Origin of the sequence: Brachyspira pilosicoli, from assembly GCF_036997485.1 — a bacterium.
Taxonomy (GTDB): Bacteria; Spirochaetota; Brachyspiria; order Brachyspirales; family Brachyspiraceae; genus Brachyspira; species Brachyspira pilosicoli_C.
This window is the reverse complement of the sequence record NZ_JAWLPU010000002.1, coordinates 261,276-284,084: the sequence shown is the minus strand read 5'-3', so window position 1 is coordinate 284,084 and position 22,809 is coordinate 261,276. Positions and strand designations below refer to the sequence as shown.

Sequence of the window (22,809 nt, the reverse complement as noted above, 5' to 3'; positions counted from 1 at the left end):
TAAGGAATAATAAATGGAAAATAGTTTAGATAAATCATTATTTGTAAAAGCAAGCGAAGAAGAAAAAGCTGCTGCCGAGGTAAAAAGAGAGAGTGTAACTTATTGGCAGGATGCGTATAGAAGATTTAAAAGAAATAAAGTAGCTTTAGTTTCTATTATAATAATAGGTATTATAACACTTCTTGCTATATTTATACCTATAATATCAGAATATGAATATGCACAGATAAATAGAGGGGTAGAAAATAGCTTACCTACATTAGAGCACCCGTTTGGTACAGATACTTTAGGGAGAGATTTGCTTGTACGTTGTATGATAGGAGCTAGAATATCGCTTTTAATAGGTATAGTTTCTGCTACTTTGGTTGTAATTATAGGAATAGTGTATGGTTCTATATCTGGGTATTTCGGAGGTATGCTTGATAATATTATGATGCGTATAGTAGATATTATCAGTGCTGTGCCTACGCTTTTAATTGTTGTATTATTGTCTGTAGTGCTTAAAGCTCCTATGGATAAGTTGTTTCTACAAAGTGAATCTTTAAGAGGTATTGGTCTTTTAGGACCTGGACTTTTTAGTATATTTATAGTTATATCTTTGCTTTATTGGACTAATATGGCTAGAATGACTAGGGGACAAATTTTAGCATTAAAAAATCAGGAGTTTGTAACTGCTGCGAGGGCTTTGGGTACTCCGCATAGCAGAATAATTTTTAAGCATTTAATACCTAATGCTATGGGGGCTATAATAGTATCAGCTATGGTTCAGATACCTAATGCTATATTTGTTGAGGCTTTTTTAAGTTTCTTAGGTTTGGGGGTAAGTGCTCCTATGGTTTCGCTTGGCTCTTTAACTTCAAATGCTGTTAGCGGGGTTTATTCTTATCCTTATCAGCTTCTTTTTCCTGCTGCTTTAATAAGTATAATAATACTTTGTTTTAATTTGGTGGGTGATGGACTTAGAGATGCTTTAGACCCTAGAATGAAAAACAGATAAAAAGCTATAAAGGTGGTATTTAATGGAAAGTTTATTAGAAGTTAAGAATTTAAGCGTATCTTTTTTTACACCGCTTGGAGAGGTTAAGGCTGTTAATAATATTTCTTATAAATTAGATAAATCTAAAGTGTTAGGAATAGTAGGGGAGTCTGGAAGCGGAAAAAGTGTTTCTGCTTATTCTATTATGGGGCTTATTGAAGAGCCTGGTAAAATTATTAACGGAGAGATACTTTTTGAAGGCACTGATTTAATAAAGCTTTCTGAACATGAAATGAAGAAAATAAGGGGTGATTCTATATCAATGATTTTCCAAGACCCCATGACTTGTTTAAATCCAGTATATACTATAGGCAATCAGCTTATGGAGGCTTTAACTACTCATAAAAAAATAAGCACAACAGATGCTATAGAGAGAATAGTAGAGCTTTTAACTTTGGTTGGTATTAATGAACCAAGAAGAAGAATAAAACAATATCCGCATGAGCTTTCAGGCGGTATGCGTCAGCGTATAATGATAGCTATGGCTTTGGCAGGAGACCCTAAAATACTTATTGCCGATGAACCTACAACTGCACTTGATGTTACTATACAGGCGCAGATACTTGAGCTTATAAAAGATATACAGAAAAAAATACAAATGGCTGTTATACTCATTACGCACGATTTTGGAATTGTAGCTGATATGGCTGATGATATTATAGTTATGTATGGCGGCGGTATAGTAGAGAGAGGTACTGTATTTGATATATTTGAAAGACCTAAACACCCTTATACTTTAGGGCTTCTTAAATCTTTGCCTCGTATTGATATTAAGCAAGATAGACTTATACCTATAGAGGGAACTCCTATAGATTTACTTAACATGAAGGCAGGCTGTCCTTTTAGTACAAGATGCGAAGAATGTATGAAAGTTTGCATTGATAATAAGCCTCCTATTACTGAATTTGAAAAGGGACATTTTTCTGCATGCTGGCTTCATCAAATGCCCAATTAAAATACTAATTAAAAAGAGAGTAGTTTATTATGACACCTTTAATAGAAATACAAGATTTAAAACAACATTTTAGAATAAAAGGCGGCTTATTTGGTAGAAATATACAGACAGTGAAAGCCGTTGATGGTGTATCTTTTACTATAAATAAAGGGGAAACTTTTGGACTTGTGGGCGAATCTGGAAGCGGTAAAACTACACTTGGAAGAACTTTGCTTCATCTATATAAGCCTACAAGCGGTAAAATATTTTTTGACGGCGAAGAGGTTAATGAAAATAATTACAGACAGTATGCTAAAAGAATGCAAATTATTTTCCAAGACCCTTATGCTTCGCTTAACCCTCGTATGACAGTTGAAGATATAATAGGGGAAGCTCTTGATGTACATAAACTTTATTCTACAAAAGCAGAAAGAAGAGAAAAAGTAATAAATCTTCTTAAACTTGTTGGGCTTAATGCTGAACAGGCACAAAGATATCCGCATGAGTTTTCTGGCGGGCAAAGGCAGCGTATAGGTATCGCTCGTGCTTTGGCGGTTGACCCTGAGTTTATAGTTTGCGATGAACCGGTATCTGCTTTAGATGTTTCTATTCAGGCTCAGATTATAAATATGCTTTATGATATGCAGCAGGATATGAAACTTACTTATTTATTTATTGCTCATGATTTAGCTGTGGTGCGTCAGATATCTAAAAGAATAGCTGTTATGTATTTGGGTAATATTGTTGAGCTTACAGACAGCGAATCATTATACACAAAATCGCTTCACCCTTATACTCAATCTTTAATTTCAGCAATACCAATATCAGAGCCTTCTATAGCAAAAACTAAACAGAGAATAATACTCTCTGGGGAAATACCTTCTCCAATTAATCCTCCATCAGGCTGCAAATTTAGAACAAGATGTCCTAAGGCAGAAGCTATTTGTGCTGAGAAAGTTCCTGAGTTTAGAGAGGTTGAAAGCGGACATTACTGTGCTTGTCATTTAGTATGATTTATTTAAAACAATTTATGAGGTATAATAAATATATAATAATACCAGCTTTTTTATTGGTATCAGCACTTATTATTAATTTTCTTATAGATTTTTATATTATGCCTAAAAGGTTTTTAAGAACCGATCAGGCTCAGCACTTTTATGATATGAAACAATGGTATGAAAGCGGTAAATTTCCAACAACTAGTTCAAGATTTATACCAAGTGAAATAGTTAATGATGCAGATAATATTCCAAGAGTACCAGGCGGAGCTTATTATATATTTTATACTTTATTTTATAAATTATCTGCTGAAAATTATTTTATATCTAGGATTATTAATTTAATATTTAACTTGATTATAATACTAATATTTTTGTTTTGGTTTTATAAACGTTTTGGTATTATGCTCACTTCATTTATAGCCTCATTAATATTATGTAATGTATATATTATATTGGCAATTAGTGATTTTCTTAATCAGCATATAACATTAATATTTAGTTTTTTATTATTTATATTATTATTTGAATATATTGATGAAAATAAAGAAAATGATACGAGAAAGAATGTAGTACGTATTTCTGCAATAATGATTTTTCCAATACTTGCGGTAATGGCTCAAGGACATTTTTTTACTTTCTTTTCAATGATACCTACAGTAATAGTTTATCTAATAATAAAATATAAACGTACATTAAAATATATATTTTGCTGGGTTTTAGGAGTATTTATATCTTTTTTAGAATATTTACCTTATTTAATTTCTGAAATACAATCTAATTTTAGCAATTTGAAAATGGCTCTAACTCTTAGAGATTCTGTATCTTCAATACCATTTCCTCAAATATATGCATTATTATTATACCCTACTAATGAAATATCTATGTCTTATGGCAGCGGTATGAATGCAATTATTAGTTATTGGAGTAAATATCCTTTAACAATATTAGGTGTAGCTTTTTTATTTTTGAGTTTAATTTTTTCTCTTTTTTGTTTTGTAAGAATATTATATTATTTCTTTAATAAGAATTATAAAGCTAAATCGAATAATGAAAAAGTTATTCTTGACATGTTTTTAATATTTTTGTTATTTATACCTGTTACAATAATTGTGAATATTTTATCACATTCTAAATCAGGTGTTATACATTACCTATATTCTATGTTTGCCATATCATATTTGCCTATAATATTATTTTTTGTTCAATATGATAGTAAATTAAAATCAAATAAAAAACTTTTTTATACAATTTCTTTTTTACTTTTTATTAATTTAATTGTACTTTATTTTCAAAATAGTATATATATAAAATATTATGAAGAACCAAGAAATTTGCATGCTATGGGAAATGTTGTAAAAACTATTTATAATGATTCTAAAAATTCTGATGCCAATGTTATAGGGATTTATGCTCATAATAATATGTATAGAGATATTGCCATTACATTTTTCACTAATAATGTATGGAAACAAAATACAGATTCTACTAATATTTATTTTGTTTTTGATAGTATAGTGGCATTATCTCAAAATAAAGATGCTGTTTCTAAGTATATGACATATTTTAGTAATAATACTAAATTGCTGTATAGTAATTCAGCTTTATTGGTGTATAAATATAAAGGAGATAAGCCTTTTTCAGGTATATAATTTAAAGGTTGGACTATGAAATTAAATAAATATTTATTATTATTATTTGCTATATCTACAATATTTTGCTTATTTATATCTTTTTATGCCATTGATAAAAGGTTTATAGGTAAGGATCAGGAATCACATTTTTATGATATGAAACAATATTATCAAAATAAAGAGTTTCCGACAATGGGGGCTAGATTTATAAGTACAGATGCTCAAACAAGTCCAAAGGTTCCGGGTGGATTTTATTATATAATTTATACTTTATTTTACAGCATTGGCGGTGAAAACTTATTTAATGCTAAAATTATTAATCTGATTTTCAATTTGATAATATTATTCATATTTATGTTTTGGATTTTTAAAAGGTTTGGGCTTTTTATAGTTTCTATTATGAGCCCTATTATAATGCTTAATGGATATTTAATAATGTCTATGACTGATTTTTGGAATCCTAATGTTACTTTGATATTCAGCTTACCATTATTTATTTTCTTGTATGAATATTTAGATAAAAATAATAATGAAAAAATTTTAAAAATATCTGCAATTGTTATATTTCCAATACTTGCATTAATGGCTCAGGGGCATATGGTTGTTTTCTTTTCTATGATTCCAACATTGATAGTATATTTAATAATAAGATTTAAAAGAACTAAAAAATATATATTATTTTGGGCATTAGGAGTTTTTATATCTTTTCTATTATACTTACCATATCTTTTAAATGAAATTAAAACAGGTTTTTTAAATGTTCAGTATGCTATGAATATGAGAGGGGGACTTTCATCTATACCTTTTCCTCAAGTTTATGCTTTAATATTGTTTCCAACCAATGAGATATCTGCTTTGTTTGGTACTAGAACAGGTTCTATTATTTATTATTGGTTTACTAAGCCTGTATATTTTTACGGATTAATTTTTTTAGTTATTAGTATTCTTTTTTCAGTTTTTGCTTTTATACGTTCTTTTATATTCTTATTAAAAAGAAAAAATATTTGTAGTGATAAAGAAGAAATATTAAAAGAATTAATTTTTATATTATTTTTATTTATACCAGTAACAATTATTAGTTTTATAGTATTTAAATCAAAATCTGGTACTTTTCATTATTTATATTCTGTTTACTCTATTGCTTTTACACCTATATTATTATTTTTTGTACAGAATGAAAATAAATTAAAAAATAGCAGAAAATATTTTAATATAACAGCAATTATACTGATATTAAACGTATTTGCTATGTCTGGAGAATTAATTAGATATTGGAAATTATTTGAAGAACCTAGAAATTATAAAAGTTTTGCTGCTTTACTTAATATTATAGAAAATGATTCAAACGGTGAGAATATCAAAATTTATGATAATTTTTCAGGTGTTCTTAGGGGACAGAATAAAGATATTTTTAATACTTATTTTCCAAATAATAAGCTTAAATATTCAGAAGATGCTAAATTAACTTATATAATTAAAGATAATATTGCTGAGAAAAATTGGGATTCCAATAGAAATGCAAATGACATGAAATATGTTATAGAGAATAACCCTATTGTTGTAACTAATTTGAAGGGTTTTACTGTGTACAAATTTTATGATAAATAATGGAGAATACAAAAAATGGAAAAAAAACTCAAAATTGAATTATTAATATTAATCATAGTATCTATTGCTATTAGTATAATTGCCAATTTTTATTTTCAAAAGAATTCTTTTTTATCTAATGATAATGAACAGCATTTTTATGATATGAGAGTAGCAGATGATAATAAATATATTCCTCATACAGGGGCAAGATTAGTTACAAGCGGGCTTTTAGTAGATGATAGCATACCAAGAGTACCTGGGGCAGGATTCTATTCTAAATTTTTATTATTATTTAATTTAGGCGGAGAAAATTATTATACAGCAAGAATTATTGATGTAAGTTTATATTTGATAGTTTTATTTATATTTTTAATTTGGCTTTATTTTAGATTCGGCTTTATTTCTGCTGCAATTATGACATCATTTATGGCGGTTAATTGTATTTTATTTGAAGCTACAACTTCTTTTACTAATCCTAATTCAGTTGTTATGTTTTCATTTTTATTTTGTATGTTTTTTGTAGAGTATTTAAGAGATACAAAATATTCAAGAATTTTTGCAGCACTTTTATTCCCTATTTTGGCCATAATGGGACAATTTCATTTTGCGGTATATTATGGTGTAGTACCCACATTATTGATGTATTTAATTATTAAAAGAAATTATTCTAAAAAATATTTTAAATATTTGGCTTTAGGAGTTTTTATATCATTTTTATTATATTTGCCATACTTAATAGTGGAAATTCAAAATGGTTTTGATAACTCTCTAAAAATGATTAATTTATCAAAAGGTTATACAGTTCCATTCTATAAACGTTTCCCTCAGATTTATGCTCAAATTATATATCCAACATTTACATTAAATAAATTTGATGTAAAAACTGCTCTAACTTATTGGGGCGTTTTTAGTCCAATAGTGATAATTGCAATAATAATTTCTCATATTATTGTAATTGCATCTTTTGTATATTCTATTATATTTGTATGTAAGAAGGATTTATTTAAAGGTCAAAGATTTCAAAATGATACAATATTAAAAGAAGTCTTATTCTTTTATTTTTTATATATACCAGTTGCCATACTTTGCCCTATGATTTTAAAAGGTAAAGGCGGCGGATATGTTTATCATTTTTCTATGTATGCTTTATCATTCTTTACTATTTTATTATTTGTTAATTATTTATATTATCAGAAAAATAAATTATTTATGTTTTTAGTAATGTTTATGTTTATACATATATTAGCAGTTCCATGGCATTATTATAAACAAAATTATGATTTCTCTTTAATAGGAAAAAAACAAAGGCTTACTTATGATATAGTAAAAAATATGTCTAAAGATGCTAATGGAGAATCTTTTACATTATATTCAAGAAATATTTTTAATTATGCTATGAATTTATTTCTAACTAAAAAAGAAAATACATATACTAATCAAAATTATAAAATAGAGTATTTAATAACAGAAAATACAAATTCATCTTTATATGCAAAAGATGAAAATAATATAAAAGTAATACCACACCATAATTTATCATTATATTATTGGTATAGTGCAGCAAATAAACCAGAATTTAATGATAATAGCACACAATTTATATTTGATAGTAATTCTTCATTGATTTATACAAATGAATTGTTTAATTTATATAGAAAAGATGTTAAATAATATAATAAATAAATTACTATTATAAATTTATAATAGTAATTTATTTTTTTAGTTAAAGAATGAGTTATAACAGAGTCTCTATAAACTGCTTTGCTACCCTTGGGCTTCTTCCTGCACTTCTTATAGCATAACTTTCTGCTTGTTTTATAAGCTCTTCTTTATTTATTTGTATATTATTGTCTTTAGCATACGATAATACTATATCTACAAATAAATCTTTGTCTGGTCTTTGGAAGGTTATAACTATACCGAATCTGTTTGTTAAACTCATTATCTGCTGAATAGTGTCTTCCAGATGTATATCATCACCTGTTCTGTCATTAAAGTTTTCTTTTATTAAATGCCTATAATTTGAAGTTACATAAACTACTATATTTTGAGGAAAAGAGTTTACTCCGCCTTCAAGTACGGCTTTTAAATATGAGAAGCTGTCATCATTAGAAGAAAAAGTTAAATCGTCTATAAATATTATAAATTTAAGAGGACTTAAACTTAGTTTTTGTATTATATCTGTGATAAATGATAACTGGCTTTTTTTCACTTCAATAAGCCTTAAACCTTCATCTCTAAACATATTAGCAACTGCTTTTATAGTGCTGCTTTTACCTGTACCGGCATCTCCATAGAGAAGTATATTATTGGCTTTTTTACCTTCTAATAAGACCTTAGTATTTTGTATTACTTTCTCTCTTTCTCTATCATAACCATATAGTTGTTTTATATTTTGATTGTCTTGATGTTTTGCTTTGGTGATGTTCTTTTTTTCATCAAGTGTGAACATATTGCTGTTATAAAATATTCCATAACCTTTTTTATTTATTTCTTTTATATGAGTAGAGTATATATTATAGAAATCTATTTTTTTTGTTTCTAAGTTTGCTAAATTATTATAAATATCAGATAAATCAATTTTTGATAAAAAACTAAAAAAATCTAATTCTTCTTTTAATGCATTTTCTATGTTTTTATTTATGTTTTGTTTTAATAGTATTTTTTTTATATATATGTTATCATCTCTAAATATATATTCTAATAAAAAATCTCCTATATTATCATTATTATTATATAGTTCATTTAGAAAATCATAATATAAAGATGTTGTTTCTGTTTCATCATTAGCATTATATTTTAATAACTTTATTAATTTTTTTATTGTTTTTGTTTTTAATATTTCTCTAAAGATTATTAATTTTGAAAAACCAATTATTATTTTTTCTTTCATAATTTGCTCACATCTGTTTTATAGTTTCTATTAATTTTAAAGTTTCTTTTCTTGTTTCATTATCAATTCTTATGATATTTTCTACAGTAAGCGGTATATGGGAAACATTAATTTTTACCATTCTTTCTACTATATCAAATATTTCAGTAAATCTTATTTTTCGCTCCAAAAAAGAATATACGCATACTTCATTAGCAGCATTTAATATGCAAGGATATAATCCTCCTTTCTTACCGCATTCATAAGCAAGCTTAAGCATAATAAATTTATCAAAATCCATCTTATAAAAATTAATTTCGCTATGTTCATAAAGCTTTAATTTTTCAAATGGCGTGTTTTTTACCTCTGGGTATGTGAGAGCATGCTGTATAGGAAGGCGCATATCATTCTTTCCAATCTGAGCATAAATCTCTCCATCTACAAACTCCACCATAGAATGTATTAAACTTTGAGGGTGTATTATAGTTTCTATTTTGTCATAATCCAAATTAAATAAATGATGAGCCTCTATTACTTCAAATCCTTTATTCATCATAGTAGCACTGTCTATTGTAATTTTTCCACCCATATTCCAAGTTGGGTGTTTTAATGCCATTTCTACTGTAACATTTTTTAGCTCTTCTTTCGGAGTTCTGAAGAAAGGTCCTCCAGATGCGGTTATTATTACTTTTGAAATGGGTACATTATTAAAGTGATTTAATATTTGAAAAATTGCCGAATGTTCGCTGTCTATAGGCACTAATTTAGCATTATATTTTTTTAATAAATCATTAATTATATCTCCGCCTACAACTAATGTTTCTTTATTTGCTAATGCCACAGTTTTAGATTTTTTTATTGCTTCTATTGTTGGAAGAAAACCAGAATATCCTACTAAAGCATTTACCAATATATCAAAATCAATATCTTTTACAAAATCAGCGATACTTCCTTCATAGATGTTAACATTGATATTAAATTTTTTGAACTTTTCTAATGCTTCCTGAGAAGAGATATGCACATATTTAGGTTTAAATTTCATGCATTCTTCTTTTAAAACATCAATTTTTGTATTTGTAGTAATTCCTACTATTTCAAAATCATTATAAAAATGTTCTATTACCGAGCAAGTGTTCACTCCTATAGAACCAGTAGCACCAAGTATGAGAACTCTTTTTTTCATTGAAATTAATCCTTAAATATATAATAAAGAATGATATATCTTAAGATTAATTATTTCAAGTATAATGAGATAATTATGTAAGTTTATAATTATCTCATTATTGTTTTTATTAGATTATTTCTCCGTCTATGGATATAGTGTATTCTTTTATGATTATGTTTTTATTAGCCTTTTTAAGAGCTGCTTCTACTATCATTTCAACGCCTCCGCAGCAAGGTACTTCCATACGAACTATTGTAATAGATTTTATATTTTTTGTTTTAAATATATTAGCAAGTTTTTCTATATATAAATCTATGTCGCTGTCGAGTTTAGGACAAAGCATCATAAGCACTTTGTCTTTTAAAAATTTTGAATGGAAATTTGCATAAGTAAAAGGCACACAATCGGCACTAATAAGCAAATCTATATTATCAAGATACGGAGCATTTTGATTTATAAGTTTTAATTGTATAGGCCAATTTGTTAACTCTGAAGTTATATGAACATTATTATTGCTTTCACTTTTTACTTTATTTCTCATATCTCTTTGCATGCTTCCAGGACATCCGCAAGGTTTATTTTCTTCCATATTTGGTACCTCCAAATTATTATCTTTTAAATATTTTATAGCTTCATTAAAAAGTCTATCTTCTCCATGTTCTTTTAGATGATGCAAATGAGCTTTTATTACATTAACACCGCCTTTAACGATATTTTCCATTACTTTTTGTTCATTATATTCTCCTGCTTCTCTCTCTTCTATAGTCATTGCATTTTCTGGGCATTTTTTTATACAAGCTCCAAGTCCGTCGCAAAACAAATCACTTATAAGCCTAGCTTTTCCGTCTATTATCTGCAAAGCTCCCTCAGGACAATCCGGTATGCATTCTCCGCATCCTGTGCATTTATCTTCATCTATTTTTATTATTCTTCTTTTCATTTTGTTTAACTCCTTTATAAAAGTCATTTATCAATTGTTTTTATAATATAATTTTTTATAAAAAACTCAGTTGCTATAGCAACTAACTGATATTGATTTTTTAATAAAAAATACTATATTAGTTAGTATACAATTGAGAGTTTGATTTATGGAAGAATATATAGACATAATATTAAAATCAAGTTTATTTAATAATATAGAACGAGATGAGATTCTTGATATAATTAAGAGTTTTGGATATCAAAATAAATCATATAGAAAAGAAAATACAATTATAGACATAGGTGATTATGTAGAGCATATTTATTTAATATTAGACGGTATGGTGGAGGTTTCCAAAGAATATGATGATGCGAGAAAAAATATAGTTAATATATTAAATGCTGGAGATATTTTTGCTGAATCTTTTGCTTTATCTACAAAAAAGGTTTCTACTATACAGGCATTATCTTTTACTGATACTAAAATACTAAAAATAAATACTAATAATATTTTTAATAATGCAATTTTTCTTCAAAATCTAATTAGGGTTTTATCTGATAAAAACATATTTCTTTCTATAAAAAATGATATTTTAAGTCAAAAAAGTTTAAGAAGTAAAATAATGCTTTATTTAAAATATATGTCTAATATACAAAAATCTAATAATATAGTAATACCATATAATAGAGATAAATTATCAGAGTTTATATCTTCAGACAGAAGTGCTTTATCAAGAGAATTAAACAGATTATCGAAGGAAAAAATAATAAAACTCGAAGGCAACAAAATAAAAATTTTAAAACATTAAAAAATTATTTATTCATAAAATCTAAATGTTTTTTTCTTTTTCTCACTTCATCAACTATTTTTTTTATAGTTATTTTAGATAATGATTTTTCAAAGTCTTCTTTTACGCTATTAAACTCTTCTCCAAGCACATCAAACATAGCACATCCTACAGGGCAAACATGATTAGGATGGTGAAAGCTAAATAAACCTCTCTCTTCTTCTGTGAATACCGCCTCGTATATTGAGAGTAATGTTATATCTTTCTCATTTTTTATAAGTTTGCTTCCTTTTTTGGTTGTTTCAACTATTCCAGCATTTTGAAGTTTTAATAGAATTCTTCTTATTAGGGCAGGGTTGGTTTTTACACTTTTAGCAAGCAAATTTGAAGTTGTACCTTCATTTTCAAAAAAGGCTATGCATAAAACTATATGTGCAGCTACTGAGAGCTTTGTATTAATTTTCATGGATAGTATGATATACTAAAAAGTAATAATAGTCAATGTTATGATTTTATTATTATTTAATATTTTTTGTAAATAATACTTAAAACAATTATATTTAAATTGCTTTAAGTATTATTTAATATATTTGAACTATTTCAAAAGTTTTTTCATCTCTTCTGCTAAAAATTCTACTTCAGAGCCTATAATTATTTGTATAGAATTTTTTATTTTTACAACCCCTTTAGCCCCAAGTTCTTTCATTTTTGCTTCATCAATATTATTTATATCTTTTAATGTTATTCTTAAACGAGTTATGCAATTAGTTAAATTTTCTACATTTTCTTTACCGCCTATTGTCTGCATATATTCTTTAGCTAATTCAGCAAAATCAGAATTCCCTTTCTTTTTATTTTTAAAAACATCAGCATTATCATTGGTTGCTGATGATGCTTCTCTTCCAGGTGTAGCAAGATTGAATTTTCTTATTAAAAATCTAAAACTAAAATAATAAACTAATGCTACCGGTATTCCAAATAGTATGACATTTAAATAGTTAGTTTGAAAGCCTGAAAAAGATGGAAGTATTCCAAATGAAACGTAGTCTATTAATCCAGCTGAAAAAGATTTTGCTATATGTACATTTAATATATACATTGCAGAATAGCAAATTCCAGCCATTATTACATTAAATAAATATAGTATTGGAGATATAAATATAAATGCAAATTCTATAGGTTCAGTTATACCTGTTATAAAACAAGTAAGAGCAGCAGAAAATAATAACCCTCCTGCTACTTTTTTATTTTCAGGCCTTGCCTCTGAATACATAGCTAATGCTGCTGCTGGAAGCCCAAAAAGCATTAAAGGATATTCACCTTGCAAAAATTTACCTGCATTCATATAAGTATCTGTACTAAAAGTTTTTACTCCGTCTTCAAACATTTTAAACCATATAGTTTGATCTCCATGAATAATAGTTCCTGTTTCAGTTATATATTCTCCGAAGTTAAACCAAAAAGGCGAATAAAATATATGATGTAATCCTATTGGTATTAAAGCTCTTTCTCCTACACCAAATAAAAATGTTGATATTATCTGATTTCCTCCATTAACTATTGATGATAATGAAGATATACCATGCTGTATCCATACCCAAAATATAGGAAGTATTATTCCTATTAAAAATGAAAAAAACGAACTTGATATTGGTACGAATCTTTTACCTGAAAAAAATCCTAAAAATTGAGGAAGCCTTATGTTGTAAAAATATTTATAGCATAAGGATGCCACACTTCCAGCAATAATACCAATAAATACTCCTGTTTGTAAAGTAGGTATTCCCATTAATAAAGTGTATGCACCTCCGCTTTGAGCCATTTCTACTGTAACATTTGCTCTCAAACCAGATATTGTAGCTATAATAAGTATACTAACTACAGATGCTAATGCCGCTATACCTGATTCTTCTGTAAAACCTATTGCAACACCTATGGCAAATAATAATGGGAGATTATCAAATAATACTCCTCCAGCATTTTTCAAAAGATCAATTCCGAGCCTGTCACCTAAAGCAAGCAAAATACCTGCAGCGGGAAGTATAGAAATAGGCAAAATTAATGACCTGCCTACTTTTTGTAGGAATGTAAGCATAATAGACTCCTGTGTAAAAAAATGATATTAATGATATAGATAATTCTTATTATTATACTTTATTTGTATATTATTGTCAAATTATATGCTGTTTAATATGATTAATATATAATGTATTTATATTAGATAATATACTTTTATAATAATATTGTAACTATTTTGGTAACAATGTTTTGCTTAAAAACTATTGATATAATATTGAAAATACTATATAAGTTTTTCAAAATTAATAAATAAAAAAAGGAGATAAAAATGAATAAAGTTTTTTTAATTTTATCATTGGTAGTATTTGCAGTTTCTTGTTCAAATAATTCAGGTGATGGAACAACTAAAGCTAGCAATAGCACTTCAGGAGCTCAATACAAAAAAGAAGCTATGGGTATAACAGTAGAAGGTTTGGCTGCTCCAGAGAGTGTTAAGTTTAGAAATGGTAAATTATATATAGCAAATTTAGGCGACCCTAATGCTCCTAAAGACGGATTTATAATTGTTGCTAATGAAGATGGTTCTAATCCTACAAAACTTTTTGAAGGTGAGTTAGACAGCCCTAAAGGTTTTTCTTTCTTAACTGATGATATTATTATTATTCCTGATCAAGTTAATGATAGCTCTATGACAGGTAATTTAGTATTAGCTAATGTTAAAGAAAATAAAATAATTACTAAACTTCCTATAGAAGGTTCTAAATTCTTAAATGATACAGTAGTTATAGACCCTACAACAGTAGCTTTAACTGACACAGGTGCTTCTACAGTTCATTTTGTAAAAGTAAATAATAACTCAGCTTTATCTATTGCTTCATCAGTAACAGGAGTAGTTGGTGCTAATGGTATACTATTAGACAACGGAGTATTATATATAGCAGGAAGTACATTTGGGGGAGATGCTAACGGAGGAGATATTTATACTTTAAATATAGACGGTACAGGCTTAACTAAATGGACAGCTTCAAGATTGGGCGCTGGTGCTTTAGATGGTATAGCTATTGCTAATGGCAAATTATATGTTTCTGATTGGGGTGAAAACGGTGCTAATAATAATGCTTGTATATATGTATTTGATTTAAATACTAAAGAACAAGTTGAAAAAATTGAAGGTTCTTTAAGCGGAGTTGCTGATATAGATTTAGTTAATAATGTTATATATATACCAGAACTTTCTACAAGCTTAATTAAGAAAGTACAGTTATAAGTTATAGTACACATAAATATAAAGGTGCATCTTTTATAGGTGCATCTTTTTTTATGTAATTAAAAAATTTAGTTTAAATTATCTTCTTGACAATATAAGAAATAGTAATATTATAATTCTATAACATTTTATAAGAGGTTTTTATAATGAAAAAAATTAATATAGGTTTTATAGGGGCAGGTTCTATAGCTGAAAAAATGGCTAAGACTATTGCAAAAATTAAAGATGTAGAATCTTATGCGGTTAGTGCAAGAGATATAAAAAGAAGTAAGGCATTTGCTAAAAAATATGGATTTAAAAAGTTTTATGGTTCTTATGAAGAGATGGTTAAAGATGAAAGTGTAGATTTAGTTTATATAGCAACACCTCATTCTCATCATTATGAGCATATAAAATTGTGTCTTAATAATAATAAAAATGTTTTGTGTGAAAAGGCTTTTACTGTTAATACAAAACAAGCGAGAGATGTTATTTTACTTGCAAAAAAGAAAAAGCTTTTACTTGCTGAGGCTATTTGGACTAGATATATGCCAAGCAGAGATATTATTAACGAAACTATAAAAAGCGGCATTATAGGTAAAGTAACTTCTTTAACAGCAAATTTAGGCTATGTTATAAATAAAAAAGAAAGATTGATAGAGCCAGAATTAGCAGGAGGGGCTTTGCTTGATGTTGGAGTTTATACTATCAATTTTGCTCTTATGGTGTTTGGAAATAAAATAAAAAAAATAGATTCTACTTGCGTGAAAACTAAAAAAGGAGTAGATGAACAAAACTCTATTACGCTTACTTTTGATGATGGTAAGATGGCAGTATTAAACAGTACTATGTCAGCACTAACAAATAGGGAAGGTGTTATTAATGGAGATAAAGGATACATTGTTGTAAAAAATATTAATAACCCAGAAAGCATAACAGTTTATTCATTAGACAGAAAAGTTGTAAAAACTATTAAAGTTCCAAAACAAATAAGCGGTTATGAATATGAAGTTATTTCTTGTGCAGATGCTATTAGAAATAAAAAGTTAGAATGTAAAGAGATGCCTCATGAAGATATTATAAGAGTTATGAATATAATGGATACTTTAAGAAGAAGCTGGAAGATAAAATATCCTTTTGAAAAGTAATATATTTGTTTAAAATTAAATTAATAAATATTTATAGTGTTTTAATTTTAATTTAATAATTTATATTACTAATTAAAAAATTATAATACCTGCATACATTTTAAAGATATATGCAGGTTATAAAAGTCTTTACTTTATAAAATAAGATTTTACTGTTCCGTATATTGATGAAGTAAATCTCTTATTAATTTCTAAAGGATTTACGCATTCTTCATCATCATAGTTTGAATTTTCATCTAACTTGTGGAAAGTAATATCTATAAATGTTACTTTTTCACCCGCATCCATTCCAAACCACATATATTCAAAATTTATACGGCATGCAATTTCTAATATTGAATCTTTTAATTCATAACAATTATAGCTTCCGCCGTCTTCTATATTCCTGCTTCTTTCAAATGACATTTTATTTGCCATTGACATAATCTCGCCTGCTGTTATTTCTTTATCTTCAAATGAAATGATTTTATTATTTTTTATATGTTCTTCTTTCACTTCTTCAAATAATAAGTCAAGCTGATTTATAGGCTGTAATATTTCGTAGTCGTTTAATTGATTTCTCCATTTTGATAATTTCTCTTCGTCTAATTCTATTGGGTGAACTAAAGTAATATTTTTTTTGTTTTTTAGACTATCTTCAAATATATATTCTTCTTCATCAAAAGTGTTGAAAGAACCGTCTTCCATATATCTAAAACTTTCTATTAAATTATTATTTTCATTATAAACTCCCCATATAAGCTTTAAAGCAAATATATTCATTATAGGGTTGTCAACAAAAAGCTCATTAAAAGTTTTATAAGACCATTTTCTTCCATTTAATAATACTTTATTTAATCTTCTCATTTGATTAGAGCTTATCATTTTTATATTTTTCTTTATCAAAGTTAATTCTTTTTTAGCTGCATCAGCTGTTGCTTTATCGTCTTTGCTGTTTGGTGCAGGTAAAGATTTTAAAACTTTGTCATTTGAATCTGTTACTTCGATAGTGAAATCATTTTTTATTTGAAGTTTAAATACTCTGTTTGCCTCTCCTCCGTAATGAAGTTCTCTCATTCCTTTTTTATCAAAGTCCAAATCTGGAATTATTTTATCTATTAGTTCATCTTCTGAAATCTCTAATGCTTTTGCAGTCTTTTTTAATGCATCTTTAGCAGCATTTTTTACCTGATTATTTTTTACTTTTACAGACATTGTATCAACTAAAACTAATGCAAATTTCCTTGCATTTAATGCTATAGCATATACTGCATGTGCTGCTAATGCTCCTCTTGAATTTAATGCCCATTCTTCAATTTGAGTTTTTAATTTTAAGAGTTTATCTTCAGGCTGGAAAATACAATATGGAATAAGTATATTTTTTAATTTTGTATCTGCTTTATTGTTAAGCCAATTGGTATATATATTATCAAGTGCATTTCTAAATGAATCAATATCAAAGAACTCTGCTATCTTGTTGCAGTCTTTTAATATAGAAGGCTCTTTTAATGCCACATATTCCATAAACACATACTGAACTATCTTTAAAGGTGCCTTAGTTTGTTTATCTTTTAATAAAATATTAGAGAGTATATTCTCATCTATATCTTTTATTAGAGTTTCATGTCCTTCATTATAGTATTTATTTAAATATGATTCTATTTCTTCAACGCTTTTGAATTGAAAATCATCATCAAACTTCTGTAAATCCCAATATTTAATTATTTCTTTATAAACTGTTCTTGATGTTTCTTTTCCTTCATTTGCTAATCTTTCTACTTCGCTTCTTACAATGCTTTCATTATTACTGATTACTGATACACAATGTTTTTTTATTTCTTTTGATTTTGCTGTGTCGAGAACTTTGAAAATAAAATCGAATTTATTATCAATTAAACCGCTTAACTCATCACTGAAAATATAATTAATAAATGATATAGTACCTTGAATATTTGATGTTATAGAAGTGATAAATGATTTATCTTCCATAATAGATTTTGTTTCTTCCACATTATTTTTTATAAGAGTGATAATATCATCTTTTGAGTCTAATAATGATAAATAAATATTTTTTAGCGGTACTTTTTTATCATTAACTAATTTTTCTTTAATTGATAAAATATCTCTGTTATAGAATATTTTCTGAGTAGAAACATAAATAGAAATTTTACCATATATTCCATAATGCTTTAATAATTTAGTAGTAATTTCTGATGCTTCATCATTTACTTCGTCAAGCGACATTATAGCTGACAAATAATGACTATGATTGCTATAAGGATTTTCTTTTACATATTTAATGCTTTTAGAAATTATTTCATCAAAACTTTTAATAGCTACATTTGTTTCTAATAAATACACGCATATTTCTTTTAACTTTGCTACAATAGAATTAATATCAATATTATATTTATTATCACCGCTTGCAAGCATAATTGATGAAAGCATAGCATAATCAAGATATAATTGTTCAAATTTTGATTTTTCTATTATCTCATAAAGTCTATAAAATGTTTCTTTGTCTTCATCATATAATTTTTTTACTTCCAATGTATGCTTAGAAATAAAAAGAGTGTTGTCATTAAGTATTTTGCTTAATAAAATACATTCTTTAGGGAAAGAGCATATTTTTAAATATTCAGGTATAAGTTCTCTCGTATAGTAATAATATAGTTTATCCTCTGAATAGCTTTTAAATAATCTTTTATATAATTTTACTGATCCTCCTAACATTTCACGTGATATATTTACAAGAAAATAAATCATATTATTATCTTTATTTAAAATATTGATTAATCTTTTATACACTTCTTCATCTTTATCAGCTATAGTAAAAAGCAGTGCAGTAGTTTCTTCATCATTAATTTTCAGAGAGTCTATATAATTTAATAATTGTTTAATAAGGCTTTTATCATCATCTCTATTTATGAGGTATACAAAAATAGTCAATAATAAATGAGGTGCTTTTTTTAATAATATTTCATTATCATTTTTTACTTTTTCTAAATATTGATTAAAGTCTTTAGGAGTATAATATTCTAATCCTAAAAACCCCCCCAAATTATTTACTTGTATTTGTATGTACTTATTTGCTTCATTATGGATTAAACCAGACTTAGCATATTTTGTACCATATTCTCTTTCATATGTAATATTATAACTTTCCATTAATACTTTTTCTAAATCTTCACCAACGCATAATCTTAAAATTTTATTGGTAGTATCGCCTTTATATATATATTTAATTACAGTTGCAGCGTATCTTGATAAAGCTTTTTTATCTTCTTCTTTAGTATTTTCATCAAAATAAAATTTGAAAATTTCTTGGTCATCAGTGAGGTAATACCTTATTGAAGTATGGCAGCTGTTTGTTCTTCCATAAAAATAATTAAGAAATGCGTCCTTATTGTTTTCATATTGTAATATTTTTTCAAACTTATTTCTTATTTGTTCTTCATTATTATTTTCCATATTCCACCTCGTTGACAGTATTTTTGTACAGTATAATTGATTTTATTTGTTCTGTCAAATTTTTATTACTGCTATTATTGTTCTTTTTCCCGCAGCTCGCGGTGCGGACTTCATCAAAAAAACCAAAAAGTGCAAGTACTATAGCGTTGTATGTTTTGAAATATCTATAAACTATATAATAATGCCTGTATTTTAATCTAAAAAATGCAGCCTTTTTGCTTCTTTGTGGCAACAAAAGAAGTGGGGGTTCGGGGGCTAGTCCCCGATAATAATAAAAAAATAAAAACTAAATTTTGATGAACTTAAAAATTTTAAATGTATATTGTAACAATAATTTTCTATCAACTTTTTCCCGCCTTCTCTGTGCGGACTTCGTCAAAGTTTTCGCCCTTCGTGCACGTTTCACGAAAGTGCAAATAATAAAATATTATTAAACTATTTAATATGTTTTACTGCAAGTTTAATAGCTTTTATTGCTCAAAGAAATTGTTCATATCTTTAAAAATTTCTTTTATGCTTGCTCTCAATATGCTTGCATTTGGAAGTGAGTTTATAAACTGCATGCCATAATTTTTGGTATATAGTCTTTTATCCAATACAAACACTATGCCTCTGTCTTCTTTGCTTCTTATAAGTCGTCCAAAACCTTGTTTAAACTTTATAACAGCAAAAGGCAGAGCATAATCCAAAAATGCATTTCCTCCATTTTCTTCGATATATTTGTATCTTCCTTCGCTTATGGGGTCTGTAGGAACAGCAAATGGTAGTTTTGGTATAATTACAGCCTCAAGATTTTTACCTGCAACATCAACACCCTCCCAAAAAGAATCCACTCCAAATAAAACATTATTTTCTGAAGCCTTAAACATATCAAGTAAAGTATGTCTATGTATTGAAGCAGTCTGTGCAAGGGCATTAATATTTTTTTCTTTTAGCTTTTCAACTGTGGTTTCATAAACTTTCATTAAAGAAGAGAATGCCGTAAAAAGTATAAATGCACGCCCGCCTGTAATATCGCATACATTAAGAAGCACTTTTGATGTATAATCATTAAAACTATCACTTGCTGGGTCTGGGGAATCGGTTGATATATAAAGCCTTGCATTGTCTCTATAATTAAAAGGAGACTCTAAATATATTTCTATCTTTTTGTTTTTTTCTATATAGTCAAAGCCAAGTCTATTAGAAAAGAAGTTAAAACTCTTTGAAACTGTGAGAGTGGCAGAATACATAGCAACAGTGTCAAACCTCAAATATAAATAATCATTTAAGTTTTTAGCTACTGTAACAGGGGTAAGATGCCAATTAAGTATGAGATTTCCTTTTTTAGTTATTCTTGCTTCAACCCATCTTATATATTCATCTTTTTTATAATCTATTGCAGCATTGAGTGAGATTAATTGTCTTTTAAGTCTTTCAAGATAGGCATTGCTCATCTGTGCTATCTCTTCATAATCAAATCCCTTATCTATTGCTATATCAAAGAATTTTTTATAAAGTTTATCGCATGCATTAACCAATGAAGTAATAACTAAAACCATCTCTCTTAAAGGTTTAATTCCTTCTTCTTTCCATTTATTGTTAATTATTATTTCAGGGCATATTCTAAATTTAAATCCTAAGCCTTCTTTTGTTTGTATATTTTTGTGGCAGTAGTTTAAAAACTGTTTTGAAGATTCGTCTACCACATTTCTCACTCTTGAAGTTGTTTCATGTACACTATTAATTAGCTCTAATAATTCTCTATAATCCTCTATTTCTATAGAAGATTTATTTTGATTAACAATATTATTAATAGTTTCTATTACGCCGAGCCTTTTATTTTTCTTTATTCTTGATATATAAAAAAGAGCTTTTAATATACCATTCTTGCTTCCTTCATCTCCAAAATAACTAGAAGCAGAGTTTTCAAAATTATGAGCCTCATCAATTATCACTTTTGTATATTTTGGAAGCAGGCTGTATCTGCCAGAAGTTTCTGCATGCAAAGATAAATCTGCACATAGTACATGATGATTAACTATTAATAATTGTGCGGCATTGAGTTGTTTACGCATCTTATAAAAATAGCAGTCTTCTAAATATTCGCATTTTCTATGAGTACAAGTGTCAGTATCGCAGGCAACCATCTCCCATAATTCAGATTTTGGTTTGTAGCCTAAATCTGTAATGGAGCCGTCTTTTGTAATGTTGAGCCAATTGTCAATATCTTGAAAAAACTCAATCTGGTCTTCAAAGTCCAATTTATCAGTATCATTCAAAGCATCTTTTACTTTTTTAATGCATACATAATTATTACGCCCCTTTACTAAAGCATATTTTACATTTGGAGCTATAGCATCTATTATAGACGGTAAGTCTTTATTTATGATTTGTTCTTGCAGGTTTATTGTATTTGTTGAAACAACTATTCTTGTTTTATTTTCTTTAAGCCATAATAAAGCTGGTATTAAATATGCAAATGATTTACCTATTCCAGTACCTGCTTCGGATATTAAATGTTTATTTGTATTAAAGGCTTCTATTGTGGCTTCTACAAGTTCAGTCTGCTCTTGTCTGTATTCATATTTTTTTAATATTTTGCTTAAAAGCCCATTTTCTGTAAACATAAATAATGCATCAGGAGCATCTATATTTTTTACATTCTCTTTTCTAATTGGCCTTACAACTTCATAAAAATCATCAACATCATTATTTACTATATAAAATCCAACTCCAGCATTATTGCCCAACTCACTTGCTATAGCTAAATCTGCCCTTGAAGGAGTAAGCTGACCTGATGGATGATTATGTATTACAGCGTCAAACTCTAATGAAAGCGATATTATAGCAGGTACAGAATCTTTATTACCCCTTGCCATTACTTCTATATAATCTAATATGCCGAAAGAATTAAAATTGATTCCAAAATATACTTCATTGCCGTAGGAATCAACTATAGATTTCCTCATAAAATTTATTGCTTCTAAAGAAAAAACATTATTTATTTCAACATCATATTCACTCAT

16 protein-coding genes are annotated in these 22,809 nt (G+C 27.3%); 9 read left to right on the top strand and 7 right to left on the bottom strand.

Going from position 1 to position 22,809, the window contains the following annotated elements:
- Positions 1-13: 13 nt before the first annotated feature.
- From R4I97_RS06575 to R4I97_RS06550, 6 genes are all read left to right on the top strand, one after another.
- Entirely contained in the window at positions 14-997 is a 984-nt protein-coding gene (locus tag R4I97_RS06575) for an ABC transporter permease (RefSeq protein WP_335784286.1), read from the top strand.
- A gap of 22 nt (positions 998-1,019) precedes the next feature.
- Complete coding sequence (locus tag R4I97_RS06570) at positions 1,020-1,991, top strand: ABC transporter ATP-binding protein (RefSeq protein WP_335784285.1); 972 nt, start codon at positions 1,020-1,022, stop codon at positions 1,989-1,991.
- Between the two features lie 29 nt (positions 1,992-2,020).
- Positions 2,021-2,983 (top strand): oligopeptide/dipeptide ABC transporter ATP-binding protein, encoded by a 963-nt coding sequence (locus R4I97_RS06565; protein WP_335784284.1) that lies wholly within the window; start codon positions 2,021-2,023, stop codon positions 2,981-2,983.
- A 101-nt stretch (positions 2,984-3,084) separates the two neighbouring features.
- Complete coding sequence (locus R4I97_RS06560; protein WP_335784283.1) at positions 3,085-4,620, top strand: hypothetical protein; 1,536 nt, start codon at positions 3,085-3,087, stop codon at positions 4,618-4,620.
- A 15-nt stretch (positions 4,621-4,635) separates the two neighbouring features.
- The gene (locus tag R4I97_RS06555; protein ID WP_335784282.1) at positions 4,636-6,210 is read left to right on the top strand and encodes a hypothetical protein; all 1,575 of its coding nucleotides are present in this window, start codon (positions 4,636-4,638) and stop codon (positions 6,208-6,210) included.
- A 15-nt stretch (positions 6,211-6,225) separates the two neighbouring features.
- The gene (locus R4I97_RS06550) at positions 6,226-7,863 is read left to right on the top strand and encodes a hypothetical protein (RefSeq protein ID WP_335784281.1); all 1,638 of its coding nucleotides are present in this window, start codon (positions 6,226-6,228) and stop codon (positions 7,861-7,863) included.
- Between the two features lie 64 nt (positions 7,864-7,927).
- On the opposite strand, the gene R4I97_RS06545 is transcribed toward R4I97_RS06550, so the two are convergent.
- The 3 genes from R4I97_RS06545 to R4I97_RS06535 all read right to left on the bottom strand — a co-directional run bounded on the left by R4I97_RS06545 (position 7,928) and on the right by R4I97_RS06535 (position 11,169).
- Positions 7,928-9,085, bottom strand: a complete 1,158-nt coding sequence (locus R4I97_RS06545) for an ATP-binding protein (RefSeq protein ID WP_335784280.1) — start codon at positions 9,083-9,085, stop codon at positions 7,928-7,930.
- 7 nt (positions 9,086-9,092) lie between these two features.
- Positions 9,093-10,247: a 1-deoxy-D-xylulose-5-phosphate reductoisomerase gene (dxr, locus tag R4I97_RS06540; RefSeq protein WP_335784279.1), complete on the bottom strand. Its 1,155-nt coding sequence runs from the start codon at positions 10,245-10,247 to the stop codon at positions 9,093-9,095.
- Between the two features lie 109 nt (positions 10,248-10,356).
- Positions 10,357-11,169, bottom strand: coding sequence for an ATP-binding protein (locus R4I97_RS06535; protein ID WP_335784278.1), 813 nt, complete (start codon positions 11,167-11,169; stop codon positions 10,357-10,359).
- A 148-nt stretch (positions 11,170-11,317) separates the two neighbouring features.
- Here R4I97_RS06535 and R4I97_RS06530 point away from each other — a divergent pair, with 148 nt between their 5' ends.
- A complete protein-coding gene (locus tag R4I97_RS06530) occupies positions 11,318-11,959 on the top strand; it encodes a Crp/Fnr family transcriptional regulator (RefSeq protein ID WP_335784277.1) in 642 nt (213 codons plus the stop codon).
- Between the two features lie 4 nt (positions 11,960-11,963).
- Here R4I97_RS06530 and R4I97_RS06525 read toward each other — a convergent pair whose 3' ends face one another.
- Positions 11,964-12,404, bottom strand: coding sequence for an RrF2 family transcriptional regulator (locus tag R4I97_RS06525; protein WP_335784276.1), 441 nt, complete (start codon positions 12,402-12,404; stop codon positions 11,964-11,966).
- A 129-nt stretch (positions 12,405-12,533) separates the two neighbouring features.
- Positions 12,534-14,033: a PTS transporter subunit EIIC gene (locus R4I97_RS06520; protein WP_335784275.1), complete on the bottom strand. Its 1,500-nt coding sequence runs from the start codon at positions 14,031-14,033 to the stop codon at positions 12,534-12,536.
- 252 nt (positions 14,034-14,285) lie between these two features.
- On the opposite strand from R4I97_RS06520, the gene R4I97_RS06515 reads away from it, so the two are divergent.
- Entirely contained in the window at positions 14,286-15,224 is a 939-nt protein-coding gene (locus R4I97_RS06515; RefSeq protein ID WP_335784274.1) for an ATP-binding protein, read from the top strand.
- 146 nt (positions 15,225-15,370) lie between these two features.
- Positions 15,371-16,351, top strand: a complete 981-nt coding sequence (locus R4I97_RS06510) for a Gfo/Idh/MocA family oxidoreductase (protein WP_335784273.1) — start codon at positions 15,371-15,373, stop codon at positions 16,349-16,351.
- A 129-nt stretch (positions 16,352-16,480) separates the two neighbouring features.
- On the opposite strand, the gene R4I97_RS06505 is transcribed toward R4I97_RS06510, so the two are convergent.
- Together R4I97_RS06505 and R4I97_RS06500 are read right to left on the bottom strand one after the other, a co-directional pair.
- Positions 16,481-19,801, bottom strand: a complete 3,321-nt coding sequence (locus tag R4I97_RS06505) for a DUF4132 domain-containing protein (RefSeq protein ID WP_335784272.1) — start codon at positions 19,799-19,801, stop codon at positions 16,481-16,483.
- A gap of 470 nt (positions 19,802-20,271) precedes the next feature.
- Positions 20,272-22,809: a helicase C-terminal domain-containing protein gene (locus R4I97_RS06500; RefSeq protein WP_335784271.1), complete on the bottom strand. Its 2,538-nt coding sequence runs from the start codon at positions 22,807-22,809 to the stop codon at positions 20,272-20,274.

Coding starts and splice junctions, on each gene's coding strand:
- R4I97_RS06575 (WP_335784286.1), top strand. CDS start 14: ATGGAAAATAGTTTAGATAAATCATTATTTGTAAAAGCAAGCGAAGAA.
- R4I97_RS06570 (WP_335784285.1), top strand. CDS start 1,020: ATGGAAAGTTTATTAGAAGTTAAGAATTTAAGCGTATCTTTTTTTACA.
- R4I97_RS06565 (WP_335784284.1), top strand. CDS start 2,021: ATGACACCTTTAATAGAAATACAAGATTTAAAACAACATTTTAGAATA.
- R4I97_RS06560 (WP_335784283.1), top strand. CDS start 3,085: ATGCCTAAAAGGTTTTTAAGAACCGATCAGGCTCAGCACTTTTATGAT.
- R4I97_RS06555 (WP_335784282.1), top strand. CDS start 4,636: ATGAAATTAAATAAATATTTATTATTATTATTTGCTATATCTACAATA.
- R4I97_RS06550 (WP_335784281.1), top strand. CDS start 6,226: ATGGAAAAAAAACTCAAAATTGAATTATTAATATTAATCATAGTATCT.
- R4I97_RS06545 (WP_335784280.1), bottom strand. CDS start 9,085: ATGAAAGAAAAAATAATAATTGGTTTTTCAAAATTAATAATCTTTAGA.
- dxr (WP_335784279.1), bottom strand. CDS start 10,247: ATGAAAAAAAGAGTTCTCATACTTGGTGCTACTGGTTCTATAGGAGTG.
- R4I97_RS06535 (WP_335784278.1), bottom strand. CDS start 11,169: ATGAAAAGAAGAATAATAAAAATAGATGAAGATAAATGCACAGGATGC.
- R4I97_RS06530 (WP_335784277.1), top strand. CDS start 11,318: ATGGAAGAATATATAGACATAATATTAAAATCAAGTTTATTTAATAAT.
- R4I97_RS06525 (WP_335784276.1), bottom strand. CDS start 12,404: ATGAAAATTAATACAAAGCTCTCAGTAGCTGCACATATAGTTTTATGC.
- R4I97_RS06520 (WP_335784275.1), bottom strand. CDS start 14,033: ATGCTTACATTCCTACAAAAAGTAGGCAGGTCATTAATTTTGCCTATT.
- R4I97_RS06515 (WP_335784274.1), top strand. CDS start 14,286: ATGAATAAAGTTTTTTTAATTTTATCATTGGTAGTATTTGCAGTTTCT.
- R4I97_RS06510 (WP_335784273.1), top strand. CDS start 15,371: ATGAAAAAAATTAATATAGGTTTTATAGGGGCAGGTTCTATAGCTGAA.
- R4I97_RS06505 (WP_335784272.1), bottom strand. CDS start 19,801: ATGGAAAATAATAATGAAGAACAAATAAGAAATAAGTTTGAAAAAATA.
- R4I97_RS06500 (WP_335784271.1), bottom strand. CDS start 22,809: ATGAGTGAATATGATGTTGAAATAAATAATGTTTTTTCTTTAGAAGCA.